Origin of the sequence: Gordonia sp. NPDC062954, from assembly GCF_044543825.1 — a bacterium.
Classification (GTDB): domain Bacteria; phylum Actinomycetota; class Actinomycetes; order Mycobacteriales; family Mycobacteriaceae; genus Gordonia; species Gordonia tangerina.
On record NZ_JBITWL010000072.1, the window covers coordinates 1 to 1,646 of the forward strand.

A 1,646-nucleotide genomic window follows, 5' to 3' on the forward strand; every position below is an offset into this window, starting at 1 on the left:
CCTCGATCCACCGATTCGTATGCGCTCGGTCGGTGCGGGATAGGCGAAATGCCCTGTCTGAGTGACAGAATGGGACTTGCTTAGGGTTCCATCCGTACACGCAGAAGGGCATCTCGTAGATGCGATTGTCTCACAGTCATCCGGTCCGGTCTGCATCCTGTGATGATCCGAATCTCCTCGGCGCGGCCGGGTTGGTGCCGGTGATGACGCTGGCCGACCGCGCCGGCCTGTCAGAGTTGGCCCGCGAGTACTTGAGCGTGCCCACCGACAAGGGCGCCAACCCTGATCGGAAGGTTTTCTCGCTGGTCGCGGGGATGGTGGCCGGCGCGGACAGCATCGACGACATGGCGGTGTTGCGGCACGGCGCGATGGGGAAGGTGTTCGATCACCCGTATGCCCCGTCGACGTTGGGGTCGTTTCTGCGCGAGTTCCGGTTCGGGCATGTCCGCCAGATGGATGCGATCGCCACCCGCGTGTTGTCCGGCCTGCATGCCCACACCCCGGTGCTGGCCGGGATCGATGGGCCGGTGATGGTCGATATCGATGACTCGATCATCGAAGTCCACGGCCCGGCCAAACAAGGTGCCGGGTTCGGCTACACCCGGGTGCGTGGGCTGAACTCGGCTATCACTACCCTCACCTGTGGTGATGGGGCACCGGTGATCGCGGCTCAACGCCTCCGTAGAGGGACGTGCAGTTCCGCGCGTGGGGCTCATCGGCTGATCGCCGACACGCTGGCCAGCGTGCGGCGCCTACGCAGCGCTGACGCGTCGGGACCAGTCCTGGTGCGGGCGGATTCCGCGTTCTACGGCCACCGTGCGGTCAACACCGCAATCCGGGCCGGCGCGCAGGTGTCAGTCACCGTGCGCCAAGACCCGCGCATCCGGGCGGCGATCAGCGACATTCCCGCCGAGGCGTGGACGACGATCGAGTACACCGACGCCATCTACGACCCCGACACCGAGCGGTGGGTGTCACGGGCCGAGGTCGCCGAAATCGAGTTCACCGCGTTCACCTCCAAAGCCAAGCGCCTGCAGGTGCCCGGCCGGCTGGTGGTACGCCGCATCCCCGACTTCGCGCCCGAGGCAGACGGCTTGTTCGATGTGTGGCGCTTTCACGCCTTCTTCACCACCAGCGACCTCGATACCGTCACCGCCGACAAGACCCACCGCGCACACGCCATCATCGAGCAAGTCCACGCCGACCTGAAAGCCTCCGCACTGGCGCATCTGCCATCGGGGAAGTTCAACGCCAACGCCGCCTGGCTGGTCTGCGCGGTCATCGCCTTCAACCTCACCCGCGCCGCCGCCTGTCTCGGCGGGAAACGCCTCGCCAAAGCCACCACACCCACGGTCCGCCGCACCCTGATCTGCATACCCGCACGCATCGCCTCCTCAGCGCGACGCATCACCATGCACCTACCCGCCCGATGGCCGTGGGAAACCGAATGGAACCTGTTGTTCAACAACACGATCGGCCGAAAACAGTCAGCCTGACCCCTAACCGCCCGGCCCAGCGGCCCCGAACCCGAAACCCAGTGAAACAAGCCGACATCAGAGATCGGCAACTCCCACGCGCCCGCCACCCGGGCCAAAGGTGCTCAACACCTTTCACGACACTTTAAAAAGCCGATCGGTGGATCGAGG

1 protein-coding gene is annotated in these 1,646 nt (G+C 65.4%); it reads left to right on the plus strand.

What is annotated here, in order from left to right; translation table 11 throughout:
* The first annotated feature begins 119 nt into the window (after positions 1-119).
* A complete protein-coding gene (locus ACIGKQ_RS25325) occupies positions 120-1,496 on the plus strand; it encodes an IS1380 family transposase (RefSeq protein ID WP_396575181.1) in 1,377 nt (458 codons plus the stop codon).
* Positions 1,497-1,646 lie beyond the last annotated feature (150 nt).

What these genes read in the sequence shown, in the direction of transcription:
- ACIGKQ_RS25325 (WP_396575181.1), top strand. Translation starts at nt 120, where the DNA reads ATGCGATTGTCTCACAGTCATCCGGTCCGGTCTGCATCCTGTGATGAT.